Origin of the sequence: Kitasatospora sp. NPDC101801, assembly GCF_044766665.1 — a bacterium.
Lineage (GTDB): Bacteria > Actinomycetota > Actinomycetes > Streptomycetales > Streptomycetaceae > Kitasatospora.
The window spans coordinates 322,953-348,311 of record NZ_JBIWML010000001.1 but is presented as its reverse complement, the minus strand read 5'-3'; the positions used below and the strand labels follow the sequence as shown (position 1 = coordinate 348,311).

The window sequence follows — 25,359 nt, the reverse complement described above, 5'->3', positions numbered from 1 at the left end:
GTACTGGACGAGCACCCCCTCCGTACATGACGTGGTCTCAACCTCTTTGGGAAAACCGCAGCTTGACAGAACTTGCCAACTGCACGGAGGGCCGGCGGGAGCCGTTGACCGTGCCATGACGGCGTGTGAGGGTTCCGGCACCCGAACGCTGACACCCGCTCAGTCGCCCCCCGCTGCGGCCGGTGGAGCGTGCCGTCGGCATGCCGTCCGCGTTCGAGGACCCCCACGTCCGAGGAGCCTCGCAATGAGACGAAAAATCCTGACGGCAGGTACCACCCTGACCGTCCTGGCCGGCCTGCTCGCCGCCACCACGGCCGCGCAGGCCGCGCCGACCCCGGCCCCGACCGTCGCACCGCCGAGTGCGCTGGCCGTCGCCGTCTCCGCCGCCGACCAGGCGGCCGCGGCGGGTCTGGACGCCTTGGCCAAGGGCCCGGGCGAGAGCTTCGAGCGGCACGCGGTGACCCCGTGGCTCGGTGGCCTCTACTCCGTGGCGTACGAGCGCAGTTACCGCGGCCTGCCGGTGGTCGGCGGTGACGCGGTGGTGCTCGCCGACGGGCAGGGCCGGGTGCACAGCACGCAGTCGGCGTCCGCCGTCGCGGTCGGTGCGCTGTCGACCACGCCGAAGGTGACCGCCGCGACCGCCGAGCAGACCTCGCGGGCCCAACTCCCCACCGTGGACGGGGTGCAGTCCAGCCGCCTGGTGGTCCGGGTGAAGGACGGCCGCTCCACGCTGGCCTGGGAGACCGTGCTGACCGGCCGGACCGCCGCCGCGCCCAGCACCCTGCACGTGTTCGTGGACGCCCGCTCGGGCGCGGTGCTGGACAGCTACGACGATGTCCGGGCCGGCACCATCAACAGCAAGTGGAACGGCACCCAGACGATCAACACCACTGCCTCCGGCGGTACGTACTCGCTGCGCGACCCCGGCAGGCCAGGGCTGAGCTGTGCCGACTACTCCAGCGGTTCGGTGTTCTCCAAGTCCAGCGACAGCTGGGGCACCGGGAACGCGACCAGCAAGGAGACCGGCTGCGCCGACGTGATGTTCGCGGCGCAGAAGGAGTGGGACATGCTCCGCGACTGGCTCGGTCGCAACGGGCACAACGGCAACGGCGGCAGCTGGCCGGTCAAGGTCGGCCTGAACGACGTCAACGCCTACTGGGACGGCTCCTCGATATCCATCGGCCACAACAACGCCAACGAGTGGATCGCCGCGATCGACGTGGTGGGCCACGAGTTCGGCCACGGCATCGACCAGTACACCCCCGGCGGGGCCGCGAGCAACGAGTCCGGTCTCGGTGAGGCGACCGGCGACATCATGGGCGCGCTGACCGAGGCGTACGCCAATGAGAGCGCCCCGTACGACGCCCCCGACTACACCGTCGGCGAGATGATCAACCTGGTCGGCAACGGCCCGATCCGGGTGATGTACAACCCCTCGCAGGTCAGCGGCAACCCGAACTGCTACTCGGCCTCGATCCCGAACACCGAGGAGCACGCGGCGGCCGGCCCGTTGAACCACTGGTTCTACCTGCTGGCGGAGGGCTCCAACCCGGGCGGCGGCAAGCCCACCAGCCCGACCTGCAACAGCAGTTCGGTGACCGGGCTGGGGATCCAGAACGCCGGGAAGATCTTCTACGGTGGCATGCTGCTGAAGACCAGCGGGATGACCTACAAGAAGTACCGGACCGCGACCCTGACCGCGGCCAAGAGCCTCGACCCCAGCTGCGGCTACTTCACCAAGGCGAAGGCGGCCTGGGACGCGGTCAGCGTGCCGGCCCAGGCCGGTGACCCGACCTGCACCCCGTCCGGCAACCCCGACTTCGGGCTGACCCTCGGTCAGACCTCCGGTTCGGTCCAGCCCGGCGCCTCCACCAACGCGACGGTCAACACCTCGGTGGTCTCGGGCGGCGCGCAGACGGTCAACCTGACCGCCTCCGGTGCGCCGGCCGGTGTCACGGTGTCCTTCAACCCCTCCTCGGTGCAGGCCGGTTCGTCCTCGACGGCGACCTTCACGGCTGCCGCCACGGCGGTGGCCGGCAGCTACGTCATCACGGTGACCGGTACCAGTGCGGTCAGCCACACCGCGCAGTACACCCTGACGGTGGGCGGCGGCGGCAACCCCGGCGGCACCCCGCCGGACATCGACGTGGCCCAGGTGCAGGCGCACCTGACCCAGCTGAACACCATCGCCTCGCAGAACGGCGGCAACCGCCGGGCCGGCTCGGCCGGGCACTCGCAGTCCGTCGCCTACCTCAAGGCCAAGCTGCAGGCCGCCGGTTACACCGTCTCCGAGCAGAGCTGCACCTCCTGCAGCTACGTCTCCAACAACCTGATCGCGGACTGGCCGGGCGGCCCGGCCGACCAGGTGACCATGTTCGGCGCCCACCTGGACAGCGTGGCGGCCGGCCCCGGCATCAACGACAACGGCTCGGGCTCGGCGGTGCTGCTGGAGAACGCGCTGGCGCTCGCCCAGGCCAACCCCACCCTGACCCGGCACGTCCGGTTCGCCTGGTGGACCGGTGAGGAGCAGGGCCTGCAGGGTTCCGCCCACTACGTCGGCCAGTTGAGCTCCGCGCAGCGCAGCGCGATCAAGGGCTACTACAACTTCGACATGGTCGGCTCGACCAACGCGGGCTACTTCATCAACAACCTCAACTCCGCGACCTCGGCGCCGATGAAGGCGTACTGGGACTCGCTGAGCCTCCAGCCCGAGGAGAACGTCGAGGGCCAGGGCCGCTCGGACGACTACTCGTTCCAGCAGGCCGGCATCCCCACCTCCGGCTACGCAGCCGGCGCCAGCGCCGTCAAGTCCGCCAACCAGGCCGCCAAGTGGGGCGGTACGGCCAACCGGGCGTACGACTCCTGCTACCACCAGTCCTGCGACACCTCCGGCAACATCAACGCCACCGCGCTGAACCGCAGCGCCGACGGTGTCGCCTACACGCTGTGGACGACCTCGGTCGGCGGCACCACCACGCCGACGAACGACTTCTCCATCGCGGCGAACCCGACCACCGGTAACGCCACCCCGGGCAACTCGGTCAGCACGACCGTGTCCACCGCGGTCACCTCGGGCAGCGCGCAGACGGTCAGCCTGACCGCCTCCGGTGTGCCGGCCGGTGTCACGGTCACCTTCAACCCGTCCTCGGTGCAGGCGGGTTCGTCCTCGACGGCGACCTTCCAGGTCGGGGCCTCCACCGCCGCCGGTACCTACAGCATCACGCTGACCGGCACCGGCTCGGCCACCCACGCCACCACCTACTCGCTGGTGGTCGGCAGCGGCCCCGGCACCGGGACCTGGGCGGCCGGCACCACGTACAAGGCGGGTGACGTCGTGACCTACAACGGCGTCAGCTACCGCTGCATCCAGGGTCACACGGCCCAGACCGGCTGGGAGCCGCCGATCGTGCCGGCCCTCTGGCAGCGCCTGTGACCCATTGATACGTGCCGCGGCTCGTCGAGGGGGACGAGCCGCGGCACCGTCATGCCGCGGGCCGGTCAGCGGGTGTCGCCGCCCCAGTCCCACCGGCGCGGGTCGCCGGGGCGGGGGCGGTAGCGGGCCCGGCCGCCCGCGCCGTACGCGCCGATCTCGGTCGGCAGTGCGGCGCCCACCGCGAGCTGCTCGGCGCTCCAGCCGGTGACGTCGAGCAGCAGGCCGTCCAGCGGCCCGGCCACCAGCTCCCGGTAGACCCGGCCGGGGCGGGGCCCGGCGTCCTCGTGGTCGCTGCCGTAGACCCGGCCCCGGAGCAGTTCATCATCCATACCGGACAGTTTCCCGGCCCGCACTGACAGCCGGACCGGCGCCGGCCGGGCCGTGCTGCGCCACCGGTCACCGTACTAGCCTGGTCCGCATGGTGGATCTGGGTGGGGCAGTGCAGCGGACGGCGGACCAACTGGCCGAGGGCCGGGCCGGGGTGGTGGTGGCCGCGCTGGCCGACGGTGCGGCGGAGCTCCGGGCGGTGGGTGTGGCGACGCTCGACACCGTCTTCGAACTCGGCTCGGTCAGCAAGGTGTTCACCTCGCTGGCACTGGCCGCGCTGGTCACCGAGGGCCAGGTCGAGCTGGACCAGCCGCTGGCCGAGCTGCTCCCGGAGGCGGCCGGGCTGCGGCGCAACGGCATACCGGTGACCCTGCGTCAGCTCGCCCAGCACACCTCGGGGCTGCCCCGACTACCGCACGGCATGCTGCTCCCGGCCCTGTTCCGCCCGGGCCGCCCCGATCCGTACGCCCGGCTCACCGAGCCGGTGCTGCTCGGTACCCTGCGGCGGACCAGGCCGGGCGCGGTGCCGGGCAGCCGGTTCCGGTACTCCAACCTCGGTGCGGGGCTGCTCGGCCTGGCGCTGGCCCGGCGGGCGGGCACCGACTACGAGGGGCTGATCGCCGACCGGATCACCGGTCCGCTGGGCCTGGCCGACACCGCCGTCACCCCGGCCGACCCGAGCCGGCTGGCCCAGGGGCACAACGGCGGTGGCCGCCCGGTGCCGGGCTGGCACCTCGCCGCCCTCGCGGGCGCGGGCGGGCTGCGGGGCACGGCGGGTGACCTGGCCGGCTTCCTCCGGGCCCAACTGGAGCCCGAGCAGAGCCCGTTGGCGGCGGCGATCGCGCTCAGCCGGACCCCGGAGCACCGGCTGAACCCGTTCTCCTGGATCCACCTGGGCTGGATGGGCCAGCGGCTGCACCCGCGGCAGGGCGGACACCTCCAGCTCTGGCACAACGGCGCCACCGGCGGCTTCGCGTCCTTCGTCGGCTTCGACCCGGAGCGCGGCACCGGGGTGGCGGTGCTCAGCAGCACCCAGCGTTCGGTGGACAGCGCGGGCGGGGCGCTGCTGACCGAGCTCTCGACGGCGGTCGGCTGAGCGGGCCGGGGGTCAGGACGTGCGGTAGCGCCAAGTGCCGGGCGGGGCCTGGTAGTCGGGCAGCCAGCTGGCCAGGACCTGGGCCGACGGGTAGAACATCGGCTCCGGCAGCGCGTCCACCGGCACCCGCTCCCAGCCCGCGCAGGCGTGCGGCTCGGTGACCAGCGCGGGCAGGTCGCACGGCGGGGCCAGCACGGCGGCGGTCAGCCGGGCGTGGCCGAGCCCGTGGTCCAGCAGGACGGCGAGCACCCGCATCCGCTCGGCCGGCAGCACGATGCCGGTCTCCTCGGCCAGCTCCCGGGCGGCGGCCTGCTCGAAGGACTCGCCCGGGTGGTCCACCTTGCCACCGGGCAGGCTCCAGGTGGGCGGTTCGCCGGGCGTGATCCGCCGGCCGATCAGCACCCGGCCGTCGGTGCTCGGCACGATCACGCCCGCTCCCAGCAGTGGCGCCACGGCGGTCAACTCCTACCAGGGGGAAGGGGCGTAGTCCTTGAGGAAGCAGCCGTACAGGTCTTCGCCCAGCTCGCCGCGGACGATCGGGTCGTAGACCCGGGCCGCGCCGTCGACCAGGTCGAGCGGGGCGTGGAAGCCCTCCTCGGCCAGTCGCATCTTGTCCGGGTGCGGGCGCTCGTCGGTGATCCAGCCGGTGTCCACGGCGGTCATCAGGATGCCGTCGGTCTCCAGCATCTCCTTGGCGCTGGTCCGGGTGAGCATGTTGAGCGCGGCCTTGGCCATGTTGGTGTGCGGGTGGCCGGCGCCCTTGTAGCCGCGGCTGAACTGGCCCTCCATGGCGGAGACGTTCACCACGTACTTGCGCCGTGCCCGGGACGCCGCCATCGCCGGGCGCAGCTTGCTGACCAGGATGAACGGGGCGGTGGAGTTGCAGAGTTGGACCTCCAGCAGCTCGATCGGGTCGACCTCGCTGACGGTCTGCACCCAGCTGTTGGAGTCGTGCAGGTCGGGCACCAGGCCGCCGGCGTCGATCGCGGTGCCGGCCGCGATCCGCTCCACCGAGGCGGAGCCGCTGACCAAGGCCAGCGCGGTGACGTCCTCGGCGCTGATCAGCTCGCGGTGGCCGCCCTGGCCGGGCAGTGCGGGGCGGTCCACGCTGCCGCTGCCGAAGCTGCCGATCACGGTGGCGCTGGGCAGCTCACCGGCGGGCAGCGGGGCGTTCTCGGCCAGCACCAGCTCGCGGTAGGCGGCGGGGGAGCGGCGCACGGTCTGCGCGGCGTTGTTGATCAGGATGTCCAGCGGCCCGTCGGCGGCCACCTCGTCGGCGAGCGCGACCACCTGGGCCGGGTCGCGCAGGTCGATGCCGACGATCTTCAGCCGGTGCAGCCAGTCGGCGCTGTCCGGCATCGCCCTTAAGCGGCGGATCGCGTCGTTGGGGAAGCGGGTGGTGATCGTGGTGTGGGCGCCGTCCCGCAGCAGCCGCAGCGCGATGTACATCCCGATCTTGGCCCGGCCGCCGGTGAGCAGCGCCCGACGGCCCGTCAGGTCGGCGTGGGCATCCCGGCGGGCCCGGTTGTCCTTCGCGCAGGACGGGCAGAGCTGGTGGTAGAACGCGTCCACCTCGCTGTAGCGCTGCTTGCAGGTGTAGCAGGAGCGCGGGCGCTCGAGTATCCCGGCGATCTCGGTCGTGGTGACGGTGGTGAGGCCGAAGGCGCCGGCCGTCTCGTCGTCGATCCGGCCCGGCGCACCGGTCGCGGTGGCGGCCGTCACGGCACGGTCGTGCGCGGTCTTCCGGGCCCGGGTCTCCTGGCGGCGGCGCTGCTTGAGGGTGCGGAACACCCCGCCGACGGCCTGCCGGACGGTGATCGCGTCCGGGTGGTCGACGTCCAGCCGGTCCAGTTCGGCGAGCACGCTGAGGCAGAGCTCCAGCCGCTCGGGGTCGATGCCCGGGCCGTACTCGATCTGCTCTTCGGTGCCTTGGGTCTCGCCCGCCATTACCGCACTGCTTCCTCTGCCGCCCTGCCTGGTCACCCAGGAACTCTACGGAGTGCGGAGCGGGCGGCCAAACCTCGGCCGAAAGTAATGCTCTCAATGCACTTGTGCCGGTTACCGACCGCTCCCTAAGCTGGGTAAGAGATGGAAGGCCGGTCAGGCCATTACCGAGGGAGCGGGCATGAACGACTGGAACGCCTGGCAGCGCAGCTGGGACCGCCAGCAGGAGTGGTACCTGGCCGACCGCGAGGAGCGGTTCCGGGTGATGCTCGACCTGGTCGAGGCGGTGGCCGGTCCGGCGCCCCGGGTGCTGGACCTGGCCTGCGGTACGGGCAGCATCAGCGAGCGGCTGTTCGCGCGGCTCCCGGGGGCGGTCAGCGTCGGGGTGGACCTCGACCCGGCCCTGCTCGCCATCGCGCGCGGCCACTTCGCCGGGGAGCAGCGGCTCACCCTGGTCACCGCCGACCTGCGCGACCCGCAGTGGGCGGCCGCGCTCCCCGAGGGCCCGTACGACGCCGTGCTGACCGCCACCGCGCTGCACTGGCTGGGCACCGACGATCTGCTCCGGCTCTACGGCGACCTCGCCGGGCTGGTCCGCCCGGGCGGCCTGTTCCTGAACGCGGACCACACCCCCGAGCCGGGCATCCCGCTGCTGCGCGCCGCCGACGACGAGTTCCAGCAGCGCCGCCGTGAGCGCGAGTCGGCCGAGGGGGTGCTCGACTGGCAGGGCTGGTGGGCCGCCGCGGCCACCGACCCGCTGCTCGCCGAGCCGGTCGCCGCCCGCTCCGCCGTCTACCGTGACCACAAGGACTGCGAGGTGCACCCGGCCGACTGGCACACCGCCCGCCTGGTCGAGGCCGGGTTCCGCGAGGCGGGGGTGGCCTGGCGCTCCGTCAGCGACTCGCTGGTGGCGGCGGTCCGCTGAGTCCGGCCGTTGCGCCGTCAGGGCGGCATCCGGGAGCGCCTCACGTGCGGTGATCATATCGGTACTTAGTGTGACGGACTGTCAGGGTCGGTCGAGGTACGGAGTGACTGTGGGCTCTCTCGTGAGTGCGGGGCGCTACCGGATGCCGGGGGCGGTGGCCGTCACGGCGGTGCTGGCGCTGGCGGCCACCCTGCTCGGGGTTCCACCGGCGGCGGCGGCCGGGCCGGTGATGACCCTGAGCAAGTCGGTGGAGGGGGCGCCCGACCCGCTGGTGCCGGGGTCGGCCTTCTCGTACAAGCTGACCCTGTCCTGCTCCTCGCTCAGCGTCTCGTGCGTCAACGCCCACATCGAGGACGTGCTGCCGGCCGAGTTCGACCTGACCGCGCTGCCGCCCTCCACCCCGACCCAGCAGGTCAGCTACGACCCGGCCACCCGCAAGCTGCGGATCGACTTCCTCAGCCCACTCGCCGCCCCGCCCAACCCGGCCGGCTCGGTCGGCCTGCCCGCCGGGACCACGGCGGACGTCTCGATCGGCATGCGGGTCCCGGCCACCGGGCCGCTGGAGGACGGCGACTCGGTCACCAACACCGCGACGGCCACCGCCGACAACGCCAGCCAGGTGATCGGCAGCGTCACCCAGACCGTCACCATCGCGAAGCTCCTGGACGCCAAGGCCACCAAGTCCTGGCAGCCGGGCTCCGACGTGGCCCAGAGCGACGGCGTCTCCACCGTCACCCTCGGCGCCGCCAACACCTCGGCCAGCGTGGACGGGGTGAGCAGGCTGGACGTGCAGGACGACAGCGCCGCCGTGTACGAGAACTTCGACCTGGTCTCGCTCGGCCCGGTCACCCGGATGCCGGCCGGGGCGGACCGGGTCACCGTCCTGGTGTGCACCAAGCCGCCCGGCAGCCGGTGCGCGGAGAGCGAGTGGGTGCGCGGCACCGCCACCCCGGGCCCCGACCTGACCCTGCCCGCCGGGGTGACGGCAAGTCAGGTCACCGGTGTCCGCTTCGAGTTCACCAACTCGACCGGCAGCACCCTGCCGTACGACGCCATTGGCGGCACGGTGCCGATGCAGGTGAAGCTGCGCCGCACCGAGCGCACCAGCGGCGCCCCGATCAACCCGGCCACCCGCAAGACGGTGGCCAACTGCGCCGACTCGGCCGTCAAGGACGCCGGCAGCCGGTTCACCATCATCGGCGCGCCCGCGTGCGCGGACCACGACATCCTGCCCAACGTCGCCACGGTGGACCTGAACAAGAGCTTCTTCCCCGACAACCGGGGCGACTTCACCCAGAACGGCACCGCCGTGCGCGGCGAGAACTCCGGCGTCACCGCCCAGTTGGCCGGCACCAACAGCTCACCGTTCCCGGTCTCCACCCTGACCATCACCGAGCCCTCCGACTCCGCGGCCGCCGAGTTCGACAAGTTCGACGCGGACAAGCTGAAGGCCGAGTTCCCGGCCGGGGCCACCAGCGCCGTGCTGACCGTGGTCTGCCGGGACGGCAGCACCCCGGCCCCGGTCGACCTGGCCAATCCGCCCGCCAGTCAGGTGCTCGCCGCCACCGGCTGCCCGGCGGGCAGCCCGCCGAAGCGGATCTCGGTCACCTACCGGGGCGAGCAGGGCGGAGCCGGCACCATCCAGCCGGGCGCCACCGGCAAGTTGAGCGTGCACGGCACCCTGAACGCCAAGGTCACCGCCGAGGACACCAAGGACGGCGTCCGGGACTGTGCCGACGGTGCCGCCACCAACCCCGCCAACGGCTCCGGCTCCGCCGCCGTGACCGCCTGCGCCGACCTCAAGGTGCAGGAGCGCGACCCGTCCGGGAACGGCTTCAAGTCCTCCTCCTGGACCGAGATCCCGCCCGGCCAGAACCTCGACTTCAGCCTCGGGTACACCAACCACGGCAACGTCGCCCAGCCCAACGTGCAGATCACCGACCCGGCCGACCCGACCGCCGCGGGCAACCCGTTCGACCAGCTGGAGATCGTCGCGGTCGGCAGCGACGCCAGCCCCAGCACCCTGCACCCGGAGCTCCAGCTCTACGACCCCACGGTCAACGCCTGGGTGGCCTACGTCCCGCCGGACACCGCCCTGCTGGCCCGCGCCAAGGGCGTCCGGCTGACCGAACCGGACGGCGTCCCGCCGTCGGGCTTCATCCGGGCCACCATCACCGTCCGGCTCCGGCCCGGCATCACCTCGGGCACGCTGAAGAACTGTGCCACCGTCACCCTCAACGGCGCCTCGGGGGGTAGCCCGAGCTGCTCGCCGGACGTCGCGGTCAAGCCGGCCAAGGCGGCCGCCGCGCTGCAGAAGACGCTCTCGCCGGCCACCGTGCTGCGCCCGACCACCGGGGTCGCACCGCAGGACGTCACCCTGCGGCTGACCACCCTCAACACCGGGAACGTGGGCCTGAAGAGACTGCTCGTCACCGACGTGGACCAGGACTTCTTCGACGCCGTCACGGTGACCGGGATCGCCGGGGTGACCTTCCCGAACGGGGCGGACCGGGTCCAGGTCGACGTCTGCACCACCGGCTGCGCCAGTACGCCACCGGTCTTCGTCGCCGGCACGCCCACCGGCAGCACCACACCCGGCTTCCCGGCCGGGGTGGACCCGGCCGCGATCCAGGGCCTGCGGGTGACCTTCACCTCCTCCACCGGCGGGTACGGCATCCTGCCCGCCACCGCGCCGCCGACCTGGGGCGACTGCCCCGGCAGCAGCGTCTGCCTGGTGGTCCAGCCGCGCAGCGGACTGCGCTCCGCCCCGGCCACCCCGATCCCCGACCTGTTGCAGGACACCGCGACCGCAGCCGGGGAGAGCACCCTCCAGCCGCCGGGCGGCACCTTCCCGATCCCCGACAGCACCGCCTCGCTGAGGGTCACCGAGGGCACCAACCTGATCCGGGTGGAGAAGGAACCGGCCACCACCGTGCTCAGCCCCGGCTCGGTCGCGCCGTTCAACCTGCACGTCAGGAACACCGGCACCGCGCCGGTGCCCGACCTGGTGGTGGTCGACGAGATCCCGGCCGGGCTGCGCTTCGACGACACCTTCCAGGGCGACCAGGGCCGCCCGTACACCCTGCGCTACACGCTGCCGCCCGGGGCCACCGAACCGACCGGGGTCCGGTTCGAGCCGGTCCGGGACGCGGGCGGGCGGATCGTCAAACTGGTCTGGCGGTTCACGGGGTGGACGTTCTACCCCGGCAGCGAGGTCGTCGTCGGCTACCAGGTCAAGCTGAACGGCGGCGTCGGTGCGGGCACCACCATCACCAACGTGTTCGGCGCGGGTTCGGACACCGTGCCCAAGGTGAACTGCGACCCGGACTCGCCCCGGCTCGGTACCGTGGTGGACGACCCGCGCTACGGCACCGGGACCTTCTGCACCTCCTCCGCCCAGGTCACCTCGCGCTCCGGGGTCTCGTTCGACGCGGCGAAGTGGGTCACCGGGGATCCCTCGCTCGGCTACCAGGACGCCAACACCGGGACGCCGATCCCGGCCGGGGACCCGCGCTGCCCCGAACTGACCGTCAGCGGGACGGTGTTCACCCGCTACCCCTGCACCGCCCTGACCCGGCCCGGGCAGAACTTCTCCTTCCTGATCCGGATCGAGAACGTCGGCACCGAGCCCGCGAAGTCGCTCCAGCTGCTGGACGTCTTCCCGGCGCCCAAGGACACCGGCGTGCTGCTCGGTGACGAGCCCCGGGGCACCCAGTGGGACAGCATCCCGACCCTGAGCGGCCCGGTCGGGTACACCGGCGGCGGCACCGCGAACATCACCTACACCACCACGGGCAACCCGTGCGGGCGCAAGGTCGCCACTCCCAACCGGGCCTGCGCGGCGGCCTCCTGGGGGAGCGGACGGGACCGGGCCACCGCGTTCGAGGGGGACGTCACCTTCCCCGGCGGGATGGCACCCGGGGCCGCCGTGTTCTTCACCCTGCCGTTCCAGGCCCCGGCCGACCTGACCGTGCCCGGCTACGCCTCGGTGGCGTGGAACTCCTTCGCGCACACCGAGACCGTCACCGTCGGCGGCACCACCACGGTGCTGCCGGTGACCGAACCGCCCAAGGCGGGGATCGGCCTGGTCTTCGGCAACGTCCGGATCCTGAAGAAGGTGCTCGACCCGCCGGACGGCGTCAAGATCGGTCCGTTCCGGCTGGCCTACTCCTGCCTGCTGGGCACGGCCGCCGGGGAGAGCGTCGAAGTCCGCTCCGGCGAGGTGCAGTTCAGCAGCGACCGGCCGTTCGAGCTCGGCGGTGTACCGGCCGGTGCGGTCTGCCGGTTCTGGGAGACCGACGCGGCGGGTGCCCAGAGCGAGCACCTGGGCGAGGCCAACGCGATCGTGGTGACGGTCCGGCCGGCCGCCGGCGCCACGGTGTGGCAGGAGGGCGAGATCGGCAACCGGTACCCGCGCCGGGACCTGGTGATCGCCAAGCGGGTGACCGGCGAGGGTGCGGCGGCGTTCGGCCAGGGGCCGTTCAAGGTGAGGGTGAACTGCACCTTCAACGGGGCCGTGCTGCCGGGCTTCCCGCAGGAACTGATCTTCACCGGCGACGGCTCACAGGCCATCACGGACCTGCCGCAGGGCAGCCGGTGCCGGGCCCAGGAGACCGACCAGGGCGGGGCCACCCGGGCCCGCTACGAGCTCGTCCGTTCCGAGCGGGTCGACACCGAGCCCGTGCCTGACACCGACAGCGTGCCCGCCCCGGCCCCCGCGCCGAACGGGCAGGCGGCCGTCATCATCACCAACGAGTTCGCGGTCGGCTCCCTGGTCGTCACCAAGAAGCTCGCCGGTGCGGGTGCCGCGCTCGCCCGGGGACCGTTCCGGTTCCGGATCTCCTGCGACTTCAACGGGCGGCCCGCGCTGGTCACCAAGGAGCTCGAACTCAGCGCCCCCGACCGGCTCACCGGCCAGTTGGACGGCCTGCCGGTGGGCGCGCTCTGCACGGTGACCGAGACCGAGAGCGGTGGTGCCGACCAGCCCGCCGAACCGGTCCGCAGCGTGCTGGTCAAGGAGGGGGTGACCGACCTGGCCACCGCCGAGCTGGTGAACACCTTCCAGGCCGGCCGGATCACCCTGGCCAAGGTCCTCAGCGGCCCGCTCGCCCAGGCCGGTTACCTCAAGGACGCCGTCTTCGAGCTGCACGTGATCTGCCGCCGGGACGGCCACGACGTGCTCAACCGGACGGTGCCGGTCCGGGCCGGCGCCCCGGTCACGCTGCCCGACCTGCTGCTCACCGGCACCCGCTGCTGGGCCGGTGAACTGGCCGGCGGGGCGAGCACGGTGACGGTCTCGCACCCCGACGAGCAGCACGCCGCCGAGGTCACCGCCGGAGCCGTGGACCTGACCGTCACGGCGACCAACGAGTACCGCCCGGCCGCCCTCGCGCTGCTCAAGCGGACCACCGGGCCGGGTGCCGAGAGTGTGGCCGACCGGGAGTTCGCGGTCGAGCTCAGCTGCCGACTGGTCACCGCCCCGGGGGCCGAGCCGATCCTGCTGGTGGACCGGCGGCGCTACAAGCTCAAGCCCGGGCAGCCCAGGCCGGTGGACGACCTGCCGGAGCCCCTGCCGCACGGGGCCGAGTGCTGGCTGACCGAACCCGACTCCGGCGGCGCCGAATCCGCCACCGTCGACCACGGCGACCCGGCGCACGCCCTGGTGCTCGGTGTCGCCGCCGAGGACCGGATCACCGCCACCAACCACTTCGGCGCCCCGCCGGTGCCGCCGAAGCCGCCCGTCCCGCCTGTCCCGCCGCTGCCGTCGACCGGCAGCGACCAGCGCCCGTGGGCGCTCGGCTCGGTGGGCCTGCTGCTGCTCGGGCTGGCGTCCCGGGTGGTGAGCCGCCGACGCTGACCCCGGAGTCGTGGCCGACGGACCGTCCCTGACGGTCCGTCGGCCTTCGGCTGTCCGAAGGTAGTGGGCCGGCCAAGCGCCGGTAAAGGCTTTGGTGACGAACTATTAGGACTCTTGACAGACAGGTGGTCTAGTCCAACGATAAGCGTTGTCCATCCGACCGGGATGCGCTGTGGGGGTGTGAATCCGGCCGGCGGGGCTTGCCCTGCCCAACTCCCGACCACCCCCGACCCGTACGGCGACCGTGCTCCCCGCACCGCCGTTCCCGCCCCGGTACCCCTGGCGCGGGCGTTTCGCCACGGCCCCGGCCGTGGCTGCACACGTGGTACCAACCACCAACGTCCACCCGTCTGTTGGAGAACCCATGCGCCTACGTAGACCTGCCCAGGCCGTTGTGGCCGCCCTTGCGACGCTGGCCGCGTCGGCCGGCCTGATGACGGTGGGCACCGCCACCGCCCAGGCCGCGACCCCGCTGCCGACCCGGATCTTCGCCCCGTACTTCGAGGCCTGGACCGGTGCCAGCCCGGCCGCGCTGGCCGCGCAGTCCGGTGCCAAGAACCTGACCCTGGCCTTCCTGCAGACCGCCTCGAAGGGCTCCTGCACGCCGCTGTGGAACGGCGACGCCTCGATGCCGGTCTCCTCGGCGACCTTCGGCGCCGACATCGCCACCATCCGCGCCAACGGCGGGGACGTCATCCCCTCGTTCGGCGGCTACACGGCGGACAACACCGGCACCGAACTCGCCGACAGCTGCACCGACGTGAACCAGATCGCGGCGGCCTTCGAGAAGGTCATCACCACCTACGAGATCAGCCGGATCGACCTCGACATCGAGGACAACTCGCTGACCAACAGCGGTGGCATCGACCGCCGGAACAAGGCGATCAAGCTGGTCCAGGACTGGGCGGCGGCCAACGGCCGGTCGATCCAGTTCTCGTACACGCTGCCGACCACCACCCAGGGCCTGGCCGACAACGGGCTGAACGTCCTGCGGAACGCGATCGCCAACAACGCGCGGATCGACGTCGTGAACCAGATGACGTTCGACTACTACGACAACGCCGCGCACAACATGGCGACCGACACCCAGACCGCCACCACCGGCCTGTACAACCAGCTGGCCCAGCTCTACCCGACCCGGACCCCGGCGCAGCTGTGGGGCTCGATCGGCATCATCGAGATGATCGGCATCGACGACTTCGGTCCGGCCGAGACCTTCACCGTGGCGAACGCAACCACGGTCTACAACTGGGCGCTCTCCAAGGGTGTCAACACCCTCTCGTTCTGGGCGCTCCAGCGTGACAACGGCGGCTGCGTCGGCACGGCGGGCTCCGACAGCTGCTCCGGCATCAGCCAGGGCACCTGGGACTTCAGCCGGATCTTCGCGCCGTACACCAGCGGGACCACCACCCCGGTGAACGACTTCTCGCTCGCCGTCAGCCCGGCGGCCGGTTCGGTGGTGGCGGGCTCCGGCACCACCGCCGCCCTCTCGACCGCTGTGACCTCGGGGTCGGCGCAGAGTCTGGCGTTGACCGTGACGGGTGCTCCGGCGGGGGTCACGGCTTCGGTCAACCCCGGTACGGTGAACGCCGGTTCGGGTGCGACGTTGTCGGTCTCGACCACGGCGGCCACCGTGCCCGGCAGCTACCCGTTGACGGTGAAGGCCACCGGTGCCTCGGGCAGCCACACCGCCACCTACACCCTGACCGTGACCGGCACCCAGCCGGGCAACGACTTCTCGCTCGCCGTCAGCCCGGCGGCCGGTTCGGTGGTGGCGGGTTCGGCCACCACCGCGGCGCTCTCCACGGCTGTGACCTCGGGTTCGGCGCAGAGTCTGGCGTTGACCGTGACGGGTGCTCCGGCGGGGGTCACGGCTTCGGTCAACCCCGGTACGGTGAACGCCGGTTCGGGTGCGACGTTGTCGGTCTCGACCACGGCGGCCACCGTGCCCGGCAGCTACCCGTTGACGGTGAAGGCCACCGGTGCCTCGGGCAGCCACACCGCCACCTACACCCTGACCGTGACCGGCACCGGTAACCCGACCGGGCTGGTCAACGGCGGCCTGGAGGCCGGCAGCCTGGCCCCGTGGACCTGCCAGGCCGGCGGTGCCGTGGTGAGCACCCCGGCCCACGGCGGCACCCACGCCCTGCTGGCGGCCGCGACCGCCTCGCAGACCGGCCAGTGCGGCCAGACCGTGACGCTGGCCCCCAACACCAGCTACACGCTGTCCGCTTGGGTCCAGGGCAACTACTCCTACCTCGGCGTCAGCGGCGGCGCGACGGCCAGCACCTGGACCCCGGGCTCCAGCAGCTGGACCAAGCTCACCGTCCCGTTCACCACCGGCGCCTCGGGCACCGTCACGGTCTACCTGCACGGCTGGTACGGCCAGGGCAGCGTCTACGGCGACGACTTCTCGATCGCCTGATCCCCACCCGCACGACGGAGGCCCGGCCGTCAGCCCTCGCTGACGGCCGGGCCTCCGGTGCGTCAACTCCGGCGCGGTGGACGAGGGAAGAAGCCGCTGGTGCGGGCGGCGTACGCGGCCCAGCCCGGCTTGCCCGCGCTGCCGCGTTCGGCCATCGGCTTGCCGCTGCCGTACGCGAGCAACCAGTTCATCAGCAGCGGGCTCAGCACGGTCGCCCAGCCGAGCGGCCGGTCGGCCACCAGCAGGAAGAGGCCCCACCAGACGCAGGCGTCGCCGAAGTAGTTCGGGTGCCTGGTCCAGGACCAGAGGCCCTCGGTCATCAACCGGCCCCGGTTGGCGGGGTCCGCCTTGAACACGGCCAACTGCCGGTCGCCGACGGTCTCGAAGACCAGCCCGAGGGTCCAGAGCGCGACGGCCGCGACGGCGAGCGGGCCGAGCCGGTCCGGCAGGTACTGGGCGACCTGGACCGGCAGCGAGACGAACCACAGGAGGCCGGCCTGGAGCAGGTAGACCTTGCGCAGGGCGTACCAGGGGCCGGGCTTGCGGGCCAGCATCCGGGCGTACCTCGGGTCCTCCGGCGCGCCCCGGGAGCGCCATCCGATGTGACCGGACAGCCGCAGGCCCCAGACCGTCACCAAGGCCGTCGCCAACAGCCGCCGCCCGTCGTCCCCGTGGCCGGCCGAGAGCCCGTAACCGGTGAGGGCGACCGCGACGAACGCCAGGCCCCAGGCGACGTCCACGCCCCGGTGCCGACCGGTCCGGACCCCGATCGCGAAGGCGGCCAGCATCACCGCCAGCGCCGCGCCGGCGGTGGCGAGCAGGTTCGGCAGGAACGGGCTCACCGGTCGCCCTCCCGGGTCAGCAGCAGCTGGCGCACGTCCAGGTAGCCGGTGCGGAACCCGGCCTCGGAGTAGGCGAGGTAGAGCTCCCACATCCGTTGGAAGACCGGATCGAAGCCGAGGGCCGCCACCTCCTCGGCGCGGGCGGTGAAACGTTCCCGCCAGAGCCGCAGGGTCTCGGCGTAGTGCGCTCCGTAGCCCCGGTCCGCCGTCAGCCGCAGGCCGGAGTGGCGGGCGGCGGCCTGGGCGAGGCCCTCGGTGGAGGGGATCTGGCCACCGGGGAAGATGTACTTGAGGATCCAGGTGTAGGTGTCGGTGGTGGCCAGCATCCGCTGGTGCGGCATGGTGATCGACTGCAGTGCGACCCGGCCGCCGGGGGCGAGCACCCGGTCCAGGGTGGCGAAGTACGCGGGCCAGTACGGCCGGCCGACCGCCTCGACCATCTCGACGCTGACCACCGCGTCGTAACTGCCTTCCGCGGAGCGGTAGTCGCAGAGCCTGACCTCGGCCCGGTCGGCCAGGCCCGCCTCGGCGATCCGGCGGCGGGCCAGGTCGAGCTGCTCGGCGGAGAGGGTGAGACTGACCACCCGGGCGCCCCGCCGGGCCGCCCGCAGGGCCAGCTCGCCCCAGCCGGTGCCGATCTCCAGCACCGTCCGGCCGGGGCCGACCCGGGCCAGGTCGAGCAGCCGGTCGATCTTGCGGTGCTGGGCACCGGGCAGTCCGTCCCAGTCCGCCAGCGGGGCGCCGCTCGCCAGGTCGGTCGGGAACAGCGCGGAGGAGTAGCTCATGGTCCGGTCGAGGAAGAGCGCGAACAGCTCGTTGGAGAGGTCGTAGTGGCGCTGGATGTTGCGCCGGGTGTGCTGGGCGCCGCCGCGCTCGGTGGCGGGCGGCCGCTGGACGTACAGCCTGCGCAGCCAGGCGGTGCCGGGCGGCACCCAGGCGGCCGGGTCGACGGCCAGTGCCGTCAGCAGCGCGACCAGGTCGGGGGAGTCCCAGTCGCCCGCCTGGTAGGACTCGCCGAAGCCGATCAGGCCGGCTGCGCCGATCCGCCGGAGGAAGTCCTGCGGCCGGTGCAGCCGCAGCACCGGAGCGGTGGTCGGAGCGGCCACCAGCGGGTGCCCGCCCGGGAGTTCGACCCGGACGCCGAACCGGCGGGAGAGCCGGACGAGCAGCTTGGCGGCGACGGCGGCCCGCAGGGGCGCGACCGGCACCCGGGCCACGTCCGGCCAGCGGGCGGGGTCGACGCCCCGGAGGGGTGCGGTGGTCGGGTCGGCCACGGAAGTCACGACGGTGGTACCTCTCTGCGGTGGACGGGCAGGCCGCGCAGCAGCAGCCGGATGCCCTGGTAACGGATGTGCAGGCTGACGGCGAAGGTCATGAACGGGTGGCGCAGGACGGCCGAGAGCAGCGAACGCGTGGTCGCCGGGCGCCGTCGGCCGCGCACCGTGGCGGTGAACGCCCGGCCGCCGGGCCGGTCGAGGTGGATGGTCAGCTCCAGCCGGTCGGCCGGCTCGGGCAGCCGCATCCGGTAGTCCCCGTCGACCGGGAAGAACGGCGAGACGTAGAACTCCTTCGCCGTCCCGGCCTGACCCGGCCGCAGCAGGTAGCGGTGCTGCCCGCCGTAGGTGTTGTGCACCTCGGCCACGGTGCAGAGCGGCCGGCCCTCGGCGTCCCGGCACCAGTAGACCGTGAGCGGGTTGAAGACGTGGCCCAGCGAGCGGGCCTGGGTGAGCATCAGGACCCGGCCGTCGCCGAGCCGGACGCCCTCCCCGGCCAGGTACCGGTCGAGGTTCTGACGCAGGCTCAGCCCGGCGGTGCCGGGGTGGTCGGCGGCGCGGAACCGCGCCAGCGGGCGGAGCACGGCCGGCACCGGCGGCAGCCGGTCCAGGTCGACCAGCCAGAGGCAGGTCCGGTGCGCGAAGGCGTGCCGCAGCGGGGTGCGCCGGACATGGGTGATCCGGCTCTCGTACAGTGCCGCGCCCCAGGGGCCCGGCAGGGCGGTGGTCATACCGGCACCCCCAGCACGGAGCGGGCGGCCCGGACGCCGGAGCGGCAGCCGTCCTCGTGGAAGCCCCAGCCGTGGTACGCCCCGGCGAACGCCGTGCGGCCGACCGAGAGTTCGGGCAGCCGACGCTGGGCGGCGACGCTGGCGGCGGTGTAGACCGGGTGCTCGTAGACCGTCCGCGAGATCACGTGCTCGGCGGCCACCGGGCGGTGCCGGTCGTCGTTGAGGGTGACCAGGTAGTCCTCGGCGGTGTCCAGGCCGAGCAGCCGGTTCAGGTGGTAGCTGACCTGGACCTGGTCGGCGGCGCCGTGGCAGTCGGCCATCAGGTAGTTCCAGGAGCCCCGGGCCCAGGCGGCCTGCGGCAGCCGGGAGGCGTCCCGGTGCAGCACGGTGGGGTTGCGGGAGTAGCGGAAGGCGCCCAGCACCTCGGTCTCGGCGGGCGTCGGGTCGGCCAGCAGCCGCAGGGCCTGGTCGCCGTGGGTCGCCACCACCACGGCGTCGGCCGGGTGGCGGTGCCCGTCCTCGGTGGTGACGGTGACTCCGTCCGGGTGCCTGCTCACCGCGCGGACCGGTGCCGACCGGTGCACGGTGGGGAGCCGGTCCGCGATCCGGCGGACGTAGGTCTGCGAACCGCCGACCACGGTCCGCCAGGTGGGGGAGCCGGTGACGCCGAGCATGCCGTGGTTCTCCAGGAAGGCGAACAGGTAGCGCGCGGGGTAGTCGCCCGCCAGGTCCGGAGCGCAGGACCAGACGGCGGCCACCACCGGGGTCATGAAGTGGCTGACGAAGTACGCCGAGAAGTTCCCGTCGGCCAGGAACCGGCGCAGCGAGGGTTCGCCCGCGTCCGGGTCGGCGAGCAGCCGTCGGGCCCGCCGGTGGAAGCGCGGCACCTCGGCCAGCATCCGCAGGTAACGGCCGTGCAGGACGGAGTTCGGCCGGGCCAGCAGGCCGGCGGGTCCGCGCGCCCCGGCGTACTCCAGGCCGCAGCCCTCGCAGCGGACGGACATGCTCATCTCGCTGTCCCTGGTCTGCACGCCGAGTTCGCGGAACAGCCGGGTCAGCTCCGGGTAGGTGCGCTCGTTGTGCACCAGGAAGCCGGTGTCCAGGGCGAGCTCACGCCCGTCGAGGGCGGTGGCCCGCTGGGTGTGGGCGTGGCCGCCGAGCCGGGCGTCCGCCTCGAACAGCTCCACCTCGGCCCCGGCCCTGCGCAGCTCGTACGCAGCGGTCAGGCCGGCCACCCCGGCCCCGATCACCGCCACCCGGCGGCCGCCGGAGCCGAACTGGTGAGCGGTGCTGGTCGCGGTGGTTCCGGTGTCGGTCACTGGGGCCCTCCGAGGCTCCGAAGTACGGGTGTGCACCAGTACTTCGGAGCCATGAGCGGAGCGGATTGCTCCGAACGGGGAGCGGCCGGGCGGCTGTCAGGTGAAGGACAGCAGCAGCACGGGCGCCCCGCTCGGCCGACTCGACCCACCGGCCGGCTCGATCGTCACGCCGACCCCGCCGGCCCCGCCGATCGCGCCGTCCAGCAGCAGTGCACCGTCGGTGGCCGGCATCAGCCCGGCCGACCGCATGGTGCCCGCGTCGTCGAACCAGAGCTGGTAGGTGCTCCCGGCCGGCAGCGCCGGCATGCCGGCGGCCAGGAAGGCGGCCTGACCGCGGCTCTGCGACCAGACCACGGTGCCCACGCCGGAGCCGGCGGCAGCGGTGCTGGTACGGGCGTCCGGAGCGGTGAGCAGCGACTCGAAGCCGGTCTGCCGCTCCTGGAGCCGGCTCGCCTGGGCCGTGGCCTGCTCGGCCCGGTCGTGCTGCTGCGCGGCGACCCCGCCGAGCAGGACGGCGGCGGCCAACGAGGCGGCCAGGGCCAGTCGGGGCAGCACCCGCCCGAACCGGCCGGGGCGCCGACCGGCGTCCGCTCCCGGGGCGGCGTGCGGCGGATGCTGACGGACCGTGGGGAGCTGGGCCAGCACCCGCTGCTTCAGCGCCGGCGGCGGGACCACCGCCTCGGCCGCGCCCAGCCGGGCCAGCGTGGCGGCGAACTCGGCGACCTCCTGCGCGCAGGACGGGCAGGCCGCCAGATGCCGTTCGAACTCGGCGCGTTCGCGCTCGTCCAGTGCGTGCGCGGCGTACGCGCCGGTGAACGTGTGCAGATCGGGCGCGATGGTCATGTGCCCACCCCCAGGCAGTCACGCAGGCGGATGAGGCCGTCCCGCATCCGGGTCTTCACGGTACCCAGCGGCAGCGCGAGCAGCTCCGCCACCTCGGGGTAGCTGTACCCCCGGTAGTACGCCAGGGTGACCGACTCCCGCTGGAGTTCGGTCAGCGACCTGAGGCAGCGCCGGACCTGCTCGCGCTCCAGCCGGCCTTCGACCTGCTCGGCCACCTCGTCGAAGACCGGGGTGTGCGAGCGGGCGGCGACCTTCTGCTCGCGGTCGCTGGCGGCCTGTACGGAACGCACCCGGTCCACCGCCCGGCGGTGGGCCATGGTCAGCACCCAGGGCAGCACCTCGCCGCGCTCGGGCTGGTAGCGGGCGGCGTTCCGCCAGAGGTCGAGCATCACCTCCTGGGTCACCTCCTCGGACTGCGCCGGATCCCGCAGCACCCTGCGGACCAGTCCGAAGACCGGGCCGGCGACCGCGTCGTAGAGCCGGCCGAACGCGTCCTGGTCACCGAAGGCGGCCTTGGCGACCAGCTCCCGGAGATCGGGGCCGCGGCGCTGGGGACCGGAGAGCTGGACGACACTGCTCACCTGGCCACCTCCCGGCCGAGCTGCGGGCCGACGTGGGGCATGCGGTTACCTCCAGAGCTGCCGACGGGCCATCCCGTCGGTCGTGCGGGATCGACACCTGTGCTTCGGAGCCACCGTCCGATCGGATGGGTCCCCATGCGGGGGAGTTCCGAACCGATCCGGGGCGGGGAGCTCCGAACCCATCCGGCGGGCGAGCGGCTCCGAATACCTCCGCCCAGGAACGCCACCCGAAGGACCAGCACCGTGCCTGCCGACCAGCGCCCGTACCGCCTGCTCGACGTCCGCGAGATCCACGCCGAGCCCGAGGCGCTGGCCTCGCCGCGCGGCCGCCAGGTGGTGGAGCGCTTCCCCGCCGCCCGGATCGTCGAGGTGGCCTCGCACTGGGGCATCCCCGAGCTGCACGGCAACGAGGGCAACGTGGAGCGCTGGGCCAGGATCAAGAGCGAGGTGCTGGTGCTCGGCGTGAAGAAGTCGCTCGCCGCCCGCCCGAACGGCCGCTCCGCCGACTGGATCGCGCCGAGCTCGGCCAACGGCTGCGCCCTCGCCTGCGCGTACTGCTACGTGCCGCGCCGCAAGGGCTACGCCAACCCGATCACGGTCTTCACCAACATCGACCGGATCATCGGCTACCTCGGCCGCCACGTCGCCCGGCAGGGCCGCAAGCACGAGCCGAACCAGTGCGACCCGCGCGCCTGGGTCTACGACATCGGCGAGAACAACGACTGCTCGGTGGACGCCCTGGTGTGCGACAACACCGCCGACCTGATCCGGGCCTTCCGGAACTGGCCGAACGCCAAGGCCACGTTCGCCACCAAGTGGGTCAACCGCGACCTGCTCGACCTGGACCCGAGGGGGCGCACCAGGATCCGGTTCTCGCTGATGCCGCCGGCTGACGCCCGGCTGCTGGACGTCCGCGCGGCGTCCGTGCCGGACCGGCTGGCCGCCGCCGGGGACTTCCAAGCTGCCGGGTACGAAGTGCACTTCAACCTCTCGCCGGTGGTGATCAGACCGGGCTGGCAGGCGGACTGGGCCGAACTGCTGGAGCGGATGGACGGTCTGCTGCCGACCGCGGTGAAGCAGCAGGCCGCTGCCGAGATCATCATGCTGACGCACAACCAGGGGTTGCACGAGGTGAACCTCGGCTGGCATCCCAAGGCCGAGCAGGTGCTCTGGCAGCCCGGGCTCCAGGAGCCCAAGCGTTCGGAGAACGGTAGCTGGAACGTCCGCTACCGGGCGGGCCGGAAGGCCGAGGCGCTGGGCGAACTCCGTTCCCTGATCGACCGGTTCGCCCCGTGGCTGCAGGTCAGGTACGCCTTCTGACGTGGCGTCGGAAGCGTCCCGGAAAAGAGTTGCCGATCCGACCCGTCCGGCGGTGACACTGCGCCGAATGGGGAGTGTGAGCACACCGAAGCCCCGACGCAACCGCCTGGTCCGGATCGCCGCCGCAGCCGCGATCGGCCTGGCGGCCGCCGTGGCCGCGGTCGGAGCCGGAGAGCTGGTGGCGGTCCTCACCGGACCGGACACCGCCCCCGTGATCGCGGTCGGTTCGGCCGCGATCGACCTGACGCCCACTCCGCTCAAGGAGTTCGCCGTCCGGAACTTCGGGACCGACGACAAGCCGGTCCTGCTGGGCGGCATCCAGCTCACCATGGCGGGACTCGCCGTGCTGGCCGGACTGCTCGCGGTACGGCGGCGGCTGTTCGGGGCGGCCGTCTTCGTGCTGTTCGGCGGGCTCGGCGTCTGGGCGGCGCTGTCGCGGCCGGTGGCCGGTCCGGCCGACGCGCTGCCCGCACTGGCGGCGGGTGCGGTGGGCGCGGTGGTGGTGGCGTGGCTCGCCACCCGGCTGCGCCCGGCGCGGTTCGGGCCCGCCACGGCGGGTGGCCGGCCGGCCGGCCACCCGCCGGATCAGGACGCGGACGCGGACCCGGAGCCGGACCGGGCCGCGCCGAGCCGGCGCACCGTCCTGGCCGCCACCGGCGGCACGGTGCTGCTGGGCGGCCTCGCGGTGGCCGGTGGCCGCACCCTGAGCGACCGTCGCTACGACGTCTCCACCGCCCGGGAGGCCGTCCGCCTGCCGGCGCCCGCCCGGTCCGCCCCACCACTCCCGCCCGGGGTCCGCCCCGACACCCCCGGGCTGTCCTCCTTCGTCACCCCCAACCAGGAGTTCTACCGTGTCGACACCGCCCTGACGCTCCCTCGGATCGACCCGCGCCGTTGGGCGCTGCGTATCCACGGTCTGGTCGACCGTCCGCTGCTGATCTCCTACGACGAGCTGCTCCGGTACCCGCTGGAGGAGCTGGACCACACCCTGTCCTGCGTCTCCAACGAGATCGGCGGCCCCTACGTCGGCACCACCCGTTGGCTCGGGGTGTCGTTGCCCGCGCTGCTGCGCCGGGCCGGAGTCCGTTCCGGCGCCGACCAGTTGGTGGGCCGCTCGGAGGACGGGATGACCATCGGCACCCCGTTGGAGTCCGTGCTCGACGGCCGCCGCGCGCTGGTGGCGGTCGCCATGAACGGCGAGGTGCTGCCGGTGGCGCACGGCTTCCCCTGCCGCACCGTGGTGCCCGGCTTCTACGGCTACACCTCCGCCACCAAGTGGCTGGTCGACCTGGACGTGACCAGCTTCGCGGCGTACGACCCCTACTGGGTCGAGCGCGGCTGGGACCGGACCGGCGAGGTGCGGACCGCCTCCCGGATCGACGTCCCGGCGCCGTTCGCCCGGGTGGCGGCCGGTGACGTGGCGGTGGCCGGCACCGCCTGGGCCACCCACCGGGGCATCGCCGCAGTGGAGTTGAGGGTGGACGGCGGCCCCTGGGCCGAGGTCCGGCTCGCTGCGGACGCCGGCCCCGACGTCTGGCGGCAGTGGAGTCACACCTGGACCGGCGCCCGTCCGGGCACCCACCGACTGGAGGTCCGGGCCACCGACGGCACCGGCTCGGTGCAGACCGGCTCGCGCGCCACCCCGTTTCCCGCCGGAGCCACGGGCTGGCACAGCACCGTGGTGACGGTCTCCTGAACCACCTTCCCAGCAGCACACCGACCCGCCCGAAGGGTTCCGGTGGCGGTCCCGCCATGCCGGAACCGGAATGTCCCACCCACTCAAGGAGCAGTTCCCATGTCCCTGCACACCTCCCGCCGCACGTCCCTGGCCGCCCTGTTCGCCGCCGGAGCCCTGGTGCTCGGCCTGAGCGCCTGCAGCAGCGGCAGCAGCTCGGGCTCGGCCTCCTCCCCGGCCGCTTCGGCCGCCACTTCCGCCGCCGCCACCTCGGCCGCCCCGATGGTGGCCGGCCAGCCGTTCGGTGCGGCCTGTTCCGCCGTCCCCAAGGACGGGGCGGGCAGCTTCTCCGGCATGGCGATGGACCCCGTCGCGACGGCTGCCTCCAACAACCCGCTGCTCTCCACCCTGGTCACCGCGGTGAAGCAGGCGGGCCTGGTCGACACCCTCAACTCGGCGGCCGACATCACCGTGTTCGCGCCGACCAACGACGCCTTCGCCAAGCTGCCGAAGGCCGATCTGGACGCGGTGCTGGCCGACAAGGAGAAGCTCACCAAGATCCTCACCTACCACGTCACCCCGACCCGGCTGGCCCCGACCGCGCTGGCCGGCGGCCACAAGACCCTGCAGGGCGGAGACCTGGCGGTGAGCGGCTCCGGTCAGGACTTCACGGTCAACGCCAACGCCAAGGTGCTGTGCGGCAACGTGCAGACCGCCAACGCCACCGTCTACATCGTCGACACCGTGCTGATGCCGACCTCCTGACG

General features: G+C 73.0%; 17 protein-coding genes. 8 read left to right on the top strand and 9 right to left on the bottom strand.

What is annotated here, in order from left to right:
- The first annotated feature begins 244 nt into the window (after positions 1-244).
- Positions 245-3,433 carry a M28 family peptidase gene (locus tag ACIRPK_RS01485; protein ID WP_403031317.1) on the top strand — a complete coding sequence of 1,063 codons (3,189 nt, stop codon included), beginning with the start codon at positions 245-247 and terminating at the stop codon, positions 3,431-3,433.
- 65 nt (positions 3,434-3,498) lie between these two features.
- Here the strand turns inward: ACIRPK_RS01485 and ACIRPK_RS01480 are convergent, their stop codons facing one another.
- On the bottom strand, positions 3,499-3,762 hold the full coding sequence (locus ACIRPK_RS01480) for a hypothetical protein (RefSeq protein ID WP_403031314.1): 264 nt from the start codon (positions 3,760-3,762) through the stop codon (positions 3,499-3,501).
- An 89-nt stretch (positions 3,763-3,851) separates the two neighbouring features.
- On the opposite strand from ACIRPK_RS01480, the gene ACIRPK_RS01475 reads away from it, so the two are divergent.
- Positions 3,852-4,856: a serine hydrolase domain-containing protein gene (locus tag ACIRPK_RS01475; RefSeq protein WP_403031312.1), complete on the top strand. Its 1,005-nt coding sequence runs from the start codon at positions 3,852-3,854 to the stop codon at positions 4,854-4,856.
- 12 nt (positions 4,857-4,868) lie between these two features.
- Here ACIRPK_RS01475 and ACIRPK_RS01470 read toward each other — a convergent pair whose 3' ends face one another.
- Together ACIRPK_RS01470 and ACIRPK_RS01465 are read right to left on the bottom strand one after the other, a co-directional pair.
- Positions 4,869-5,309: an NUDIX hydrolase gene (locus ACIRPK_RS01470; RefSeq protein ID WP_403031309.1), complete on the bottom strand. Its 441-nt coding sequence runs from the start codon at positions 5,307-5,309 to the stop codon at positions 4,869-4,871.
- 12 nt (positions 5,310-5,321) lie between these two features.
- Entirely contained in the window at positions 5,322-6,803 is a 1,482-nt protein-coding gene (locus ACIRPK_RS01465; protein WP_403031308.1) for an SDR family NAD(P)-dependent oxidoreductase, read from the bottom strand.
- A 178-nt stretch (positions 6,804-6,981) separates the two neighbouring features.
- On the opposite strand from ACIRPK_RS01465, the gene ACIRPK_RS01460 reads away from it, so the two are divergent.
- From ACIRPK_RS01460 to ACIRPK_RS01450, 3 genes are all read left to right on the top strand, one after another.
- On the top strand, positions 6,982-7,725 hold the full coding sequence (locus ACIRPK_RS01460; RefSeq protein WP_403031305.1) for a class I SAM-dependent methyltransferase: 744 nt from the start codon (positions 6,982-6,984) through the stop codon (positions 7,723-7,725).
- 109 nt (positions 7,726-7,834) lie between these two features.
- Complete coding sequence (locus tag ACIRPK_RS01455) at positions 7,835-13,582, top strand: DUF5979 domain-containing protein (protein ID WP_403031303.1); 5,748 nt, start codon at positions 7,835-7,837, stop codon at positions 13,580-13,582.
- Positions 13,583-13,946: 364 nt separating this feature from the next.
- Entirely contained in the window at positions 13,947-16,007 is a 2,061-nt protein-coding gene (locus ACIRPK_RS01450) for a glycosyl hydrolase family 18 protein (protein ID WP_403031301.1), read from the top strand.
- 62 nt (positions 16,008-16,069) lie between these two features.
- Here ACIRPK_RS01450 and ACIRPK_RS01445 read toward each other — a convergent pair whose 3' ends face one another.
- From ACIRPK_RS01445 to ACIRPK_RS01420, 6 genes are all read right to left on the bottom strand, one after another.
- Positions 16,070-16,795, bottom strand: coding sequence for a DUF1295 domain-containing protein (locus tag ACIRPK_RS01445; protein WP_403032692.1), 726 nt, complete (start codon positions 16,793-16,795; stop codon positions 16,070-16,072).
- Between the two features lie 50 nt (positions 16,796-16,845).
- On the bottom strand, positions 16,846-18,132 hold the full coding sequence (locus ACIRPK_RS01440; protein WP_403031298.1) for a class I SAM-dependent methyltransferase: 1,287 nt from the start codon (positions 18,130-18,132) through the stop codon (positions 16,846-16,848).
- On the bottom strand, positions 18,129-18,854 hold the full coding sequence (locus tag ACIRPK_RS01435) for a DUF1365 domain-containing protein (protein ID WP_403031295.1): 726 nt from the start codon (positions 18,852-18,854) through the stop codon (positions 18,129-18,131). Before ACIRPK_RS01435 ends, ACIRPK_RS01440 begins: the two co-directional genes overlap by 4 nt.
- Entirely contained in the window at positions 18,851-20,173 is a 1,323-nt protein-coding gene (locus ACIRPK_RS01430; protein ID WP_403031293.1) for an NAD(P)/FAD-dependent oxidoreductase, read from the bottom strand. Before ACIRPK_RS01430 ends, ACIRPK_RS01435 begins: the two co-directional genes overlap by 4 nt.
- Before the next feature lie 96 nt (positions 20,174-20,269).
- The gene (locus tag ACIRPK_RS01425; protein ID WP_403031290.1) at positions 20,270-21,016 is read right to left on the bottom strand and encodes an anti-sigma factor domain-containing protein; all 747 of its coding nucleotides are present in this window, start codon (positions 21,014-21,016) and stop codon (positions 20,270-20,272) included.
- Positions 21,013-21,597, bottom strand: coding sequence for a sigma-70 family RNA polymerase sigma factor (locus ACIRPK_RS01420; RefSeq protein WP_403031287.1), 585 nt, complete (start codon positions 21,595-21,597; stop codon positions 21,013-21,015). Before ACIRPK_RS01420 ends, ACIRPK_RS01425 begins: the two co-directional genes overlap by 4 nt.
- A 204-nt stretch (positions 21,598-21,801) precedes the next feature.
- Here ACIRPK_RS01420 and ACIRPK_RS01415 point away from each other — a divergent pair, with 204 nt between their 5' ends.
- The 3 genes from ACIRPK_RS01415 to ACIRPK_RS01405 all read left to right on the top strand — a co-directional run bounded on the left by ACIRPK_RS01415 (position 21,802) and on the right by ACIRPK_RS01405 (position 25,357).
- On the top strand, positions 21,802-22,917 hold the full coding sequence (locus ACIRPK_RS01415; protein ID WP_403032689.1) for a spore photoproduct lyase family protein: 1,116 nt from the start codon (positions 21,802-21,804) through the stop codon (positions 22,915-22,917).
- A gap of 67 nt (positions 22,918-22,984) precedes the next feature.
- Positions 22,985-24,613: a molybdopterin-dependent oxidoreductase gene (locus ACIRPK_RS01410; RefSeq protein ID WP_403031285.1), complete on the top strand. Its 1,629-nt coding sequence runs from the start codon at positions 22,985-22,987 to the stop codon at positions 24,611-24,613.
- A 99-nt stretch (positions 24,614-24,712) separates the two neighbouring features.
- Positions 24,713-25,357: a fasciclin domain-containing protein gene (locus ACIRPK_RS01405; protein WP_403031283.1), complete on the top strand. Its 645-nt coding sequence runs from the start codon at positions 24,713-24,715 to the stop codon at positions 25,355-25,357.
- Positions 25,358-25,359: the final 2 nt, after the last annotated feature.